This window comes from Streptomyces panaciradicis (assembly GCF_023516615.1).
Taxonomy (GTDB): Bacteria; Actinomycetota; Actinomycetes; order Streptomycetales; family Streptomycetaceae; genus Streptomyces; species Streptomyces panaciradicis.
On record NZ_JAMGBF010000194.1, the window covers coordinates 1 to 4,835 of the forward strand.

The 4,835-nt window shown below is 74.9% G+C and carries 4 protein-coding genes; 1 reads left to right on the plus strand and 3 read right to left on the minus strand.

All coding sequences use genetic code 11. The features are described 5' to 3' along the window. Both M8J74_RS39800 and M8J74_RS39805 read right to left on the minus strand, forming a co-directional pair. Window positions 1-1,941 (minus strand): GAF domain-containing protein (locus M8J74_RS39800; protein WP_249841096.1); only part of this gene is annotated, 1,941 nt, incomplete at its 3' end. A gap of 169 nt (window positions 1,942-2,110) precedes the next feature. Continuing rightward, window positions 2,111-2,875 (minus strand): sugar isomerase domain-containing protein, encoded by a 765-nt coding sequence (locus tag M8J74_RS39805; RefSeq protein WP_249841097.1) that lies wholly within the window; start codon window positions 2,873-2,875, stop codon window positions 2,111-2,113. A gap of 181 nt (window positions 2,876-3,056) precedes the next feature. Here M8J74_RS39805 and M8J74_RS39810 point away from each other — a divergent pair, with 181 nt between their 5' ends. Continuing rightward, the gene (locus tag M8J74_RS39810) at window positions 3,057-3,941 is read left to right on the plus strand and encodes a MurR/RpiR family transcriptional regulator (protein WP_249841098.1); all 885 of its coding nucleotides are present in this window, start codon (window positions 3,057-3,059) and stop codon (window positions 3,939-3,941) included. Window positions 3,942-3,989: 48 nt separating this feature from the next. Here M8J74_RS39810 and M8J74_RS39815 read toward each other — a convergent pair. Next, window positions 3,990-4,835: N-acetylglucosamine kinase (locus tag M8J74_RS39815; protein WP_249841099.1), on the minus strand; the 846-nt coding region annotated here is incomplete at its 5' end.

Genomic DNA, 4,835 nt, shown 5'->3' on the forward strand with positions numbered 1-4,835 from the left:
GCCCGCCTGCGCGGGCAGGTAGCGGTGGGCGACCTCGACGGCGCTCTGCTCAGGCCGCCCCCTGGGCAGCAGGCTGCGTTGCAGGGTGAGGGCGGTGTGGTGCTCGCGGGTGAAGCGGCGGGCGTTGTCGATGCAGATCGCCGCGCGGCTCGTCAGCTCCTGGGCGAGGGAGAGGTCGTCGTCCTCGAACGGGGCGGGCTTCTCGGACCGGTAGAAGGAGACCGCGCCGAGGGTCGCGCCGCGGGCCCGGAGCGGCACGGTGATCAGGGAGTGTATGCCGGCCGCGAGCGCCCGCTCCAGCCTTGAGGGGTCCTGCGCCCGCCAGCCGCCCGAGTCCGAGAGCACGGGTTCCAGCACGGCCCGTCCGCTCTCCAGGCAGCGCGCCTGCGGCGTGGACGCCACGTACGCGACGGCGTCGCCCACGGACCACAGATGGGACTCCTCGTGCACGGCGCCCAGGGCCACCCGGCGCAGCCGGGTCTTCGCGCCGAGCGGTCCGGGTTCCTCGCCCCGCAGCACCGCGTCGGGCAGGTCCACGGCGACGAAGTCGGCGAACCGGGGGACGGTCACCTCCGTCAGCTCCTCGGCGGTGCGCGCCACGTCGAGGGTGGTGCCGATGCGCACCCCGGCCTCGTGCAGCAGCTCCAGCCGCCGGCGCGCCAGCACGGCCAGCCGCCCGACGCCGGGCTCCCCCACCAGCAGCAGCCGGCTGCCGCCACCGCCGAGGATGTCCCCGACGGTCTCGGGAGCCGCGGTGGCGGAGGGAGCGGGCGGTACGGCCGGCGGTACGGCCGTGGTGACCAGACGTGCGGACACGGCGGGCGCCCTGGGCACGCGCATCCCGTCCCGGACACCGGCACCGGTACCGTCACGGACACCGGTACCAGCACCGTCACGGACACCGGTACCGGCACCAGCACCAGCACCCGCACCCGCACCCGCACCCGCACCCGCACCCGCACCCGCACCCGCACCCGCACCCGGCAACGGTCCGGTGGCCGGGTCCGGTGCGGCAACCGTCCCGCCCAGCCCCGTCACCCGCGTCCCGCCGGAGACACGGGCCTCGACCGCCACTCCCAACTCGCCGTCCGCACCGCGGACCAGGCGCCGCAGCAGGATGGCCACCCGGCCGCCCGGCAGCGCGACCTCGTCCAGTGTCCGGCGCGGGGAAGCGAGCAGTTCCTCGGCGCGTTCCCGCAGGAACGCGAGGTCGATGCGGCCCAGTGCGACCCCGTCCCCGTCGCCCCACTCGTCCCGCCGCCCCGTGCCGCCCGGTTCCGGCCCGGCCCGCCGATACGCGGCGAGCAGAGCCCGTTCGCGCCGCGTCGCCTGCTCCAGCATCCGGGCCTCGATGTCGCGGGCGGCCTCGCGGACCAGCCGCAGCATGGTGGGGTCGCCGTCGTCCCGCAGACAGGTCAGGTCCAGGACGGCCTCGATGCGCCCGCTGAGCGGATCGCGCACGGGGGCACCCGCGCAGGCGAAGGGCTGCAGGCAGTCGGCGAAGTGCTCGCGGCCGACGACGTAGACGGGGCCGCGTTCGGCAAGGGCGGTGCCGACGCCGTTGGTGCCGACCACCCACTCGGAGGCGTCGAAGCCGGGGGCGAAGCTGACCGCGTCGAGCCGGTCGCGCAGCCGCCGGTCGCCGCCGAACCGCCGCACCATGCGCCCCCGCGCGTCGCACAGGGCGACGGCCATGCCCACGTCGGCCAGCGAGGCGGTCAGCGTCCGCAGGACCGGCTCGGCCGCCCGCAGGAACCGCTCGTCCATGTTCACGTCGGGCGCGTAGGTGACGAGGAGCCGGTCCGGTTCGAGCCCCACGGAGCGGCACCGCTTCCAGGACTCGAGCACGGGGCCCCTTACGTCCGCTTCGACGGGCGCACCGGCCAGGAATCGTTCATGGGCATCGACGAGCCCGCCGATGTCGTCCCAGGGGACGGACAACGAGATCACTTCCCTCGCCCGGAGCCGGTCCGGTCGCGCGCCGCCGATCGGCGCGCCCCGGCGGGGCCTCCAAGCGCTTTCACCCTAGACCTGGTGTGACCCACGCCACAACACCGAACACTTGTGGGGCGAGGCCCCCACAAAGGGGCGGGAGGGACGGCTCGTCCGGCTAACCGGCGGTGCGCCTGATCCGGCCGGCGTACCGCTTGTCCAGTTCCAGGTTGCCCTCGAAGCCACCGGGCACGTTGGCCGAGACGTACACCGGCGGCCGTTCCCCGGCGTCGAGCAGCATCCTGGACGCCTCGGCCACCGCCATCTGCACCAGCATCACACCGGTCAGGGTGGACAGCGCGCACACCGAGCCGCCGTCGGGCAGTTCCAGCAGCGCGTCCCCGCGCGGCGCGCGGTTGTCGAGCACGACGTCGGCGATGTCGGCGAGCTTCCTGCCACTGGCGTGTCCGGCCGGGACGGCCCGGGTGTGGCTGAGCGAGGTGATGGCCAGCAGCGGGTGCCCGTGCTCCTTGGCGAGCAGCGCCGTCTCCACGACGACGTTGTTGACGCCCGAGTTGGAGATGATCACGAACAGGTCCTGGGGGCGTGGCGCGGCGAGACCGTACAGCCGCTCGGCCACTCCCGCCCTGCGCTCCAGGAGCGGGTCGTCGAGGACAGCGGGGTCCTCGCCGCCGTAGAGCACGAGGTCGGCGATGCTCAGGCGGTTGGTGGGCACCAACCCGCCCGCGCGTCCGGCGAGTTCGAGGACGAGGGCCTGGGAGTGGCCGGTGCCGAAGGCCTGGATCACGCCGTCGGAGCGCACGCAGTCGGCGATCAGCCCGGCGGCGCCCGCGACCTCCTCGCGCCCGGAGGCGGTGATCTGCGTCAGGACGGCCAGGCTCTCCCGCGCGAAGCCCTCGGCGCTCACGGACTCGTCGGACACGCGACACTCCCCACTGATGGATTGAACCACCCTGCACTACCCAACTTATGAATCAATAAATCACACGGCGACGGCGGCGGGCAACGAGCCAGCGTGAACCGGCGCGAACCGCGTGATCGGGGCCTTGATCCGGTCCTGGTATTCACATCATGCCCTCACGGGTGGCTGATACCTTCTCCTCATGCCCTCGACGGACGTCACCACACTGATCCGCACCGAGCTGCCGCGGCTGGCCGGCTCCCTGCGGAAGGTCGGCGAACTGATCCTGGCGGACCCCGCCGCCGTCACCCACTGCTCGGCCGCCGAGCTGGGCCGCCGCACCGGGACCTCGCAGGCGACGGTGACCCGCTTCTGCCGGGCGATCGGCCTCGACTCCTACCAGCACCTGCTGATCGAACTGGCGCAGGAGCGCGGCCGGGGCGAGGCGTCCGACTGGGGTTCCGCCGAGATCAGCTCCGAGATCTCGCCCGACGACAGCCTGGAGAAGGTCGTCCAGATCGTCGGCAGCGCGGACCTGCGCGCGATCCAGCAGACCGTCGACCGCATCGACCTGGACGCGCTGGAGCGCGCGGCCCGGGCGCTGGCCAAGGCCCGCCGCATCGACGTGTACGGCGTCGGCGGCAGCGGCGCGGTGGCGCAGGAGACGGAGACCCGGCTGTTCCGCATCGGCTGCGCGGTGCGCGGCTGGACCGAGGTGCACGGGGCGGCGACCTCCGCGGCGCTGCTCACCCCGGCCGACGTGGCCATCGGGATCTCGCACTCCGGCGCGACCCGCGAGACCCTGGAGCCGTTCGAGATGGCCCACGAGCGCGGCGCCACCACCGTCGCCATCACCACCGACCCGCGTTCGCCGCTGGCCCGGGCCGCCGACGTCCGGCTGATCTCGGCCACCTCGGAGACCAGCTTCCGCACCGGCAGCATCGGCGGACGGCACTCGGTCCTGATGATCGTCGACTGTCTGTACGTCCGCGTCGCCCAGCTCTCCTACCAGCGCGCGAGCGCCTCCCTGGCACTGACCGACCACATCACGCCGCAGCACGCGGTGAAGTCGCGCCGGACGAGGTGACGGGGGCGAGCGGGCTTCGAGGGCGGCGGCAGACCTCTGGCGGCGGGGTCAGAGGGAGAGACGGGCGAGGGACACCGCTCCCGCGCAGCCGTCGGTGACCCGGTCGAGGGTGAGGCCGAGGGCGGTCAGGCGGGTGCTGAGGGGGGCGGTCAGCGGGCCGTCGGGGCCGAGCAGGCCGCCGGTGGCGACGAGCCGCTCCCCCGGCCGTGGCGCCAACGCCCGCACGGCGTCGGCCAGATGGTCGGCCGCCCGGTCGAGGATCTCCTGCGCGAGGGGGTCCCGCTCCCGGGCCGCCTCGGCCACCAGCGGAGCCAGCCGCGCGAGCCGGGTCGGCGCCTCGGCCATGACGACGGGCAGCAGACGCGCCCGGTAGGCCTCGCGCGCGGCCCGCGTCCAGGCGGCGTTCGACGGCTCGTCCGCCCCGGAACAGGCGGACGAGCCGTCGTCGTCGGCGCCGCGACGGATCACGGAACCGCTCCCCGGCAGCACCCGTGCCGGCAGCCCCAGCGCCTGTCCCACCGCTTGCGCCAGCACCGTCCCGCCGCCCCGCCCGTCGGCCATCCGCAGCGCGGCCCGCACCGCCTCGCGGCCGATCCAGAAGCCGCTGCCGTCGTCGCCGAGAAGCCAGCCGTCGCCGTCGACGGTGACCGCGCAGCGGCGGTCGGCGATGCGCGTCGCGACCGCGCCCGTGCCGGCGACCAGGGCCAGCCCGTCGGCCGGGGCGCCGGGCGCGGAGGCGAAGGCGGCCTCGATGTCGCTGCCGATGGTGAGCCGCTCGGTGGCGATGCCCAGTCGGCGCAGGGCGGCCGTGAGGGCGGTCAGGGCGTTGCGCCGCCCGGGGTCGTCCTCGTCGGCGCCCGTGGCGCCCGCGAAACCGCCGGCCACGGCGGCGAC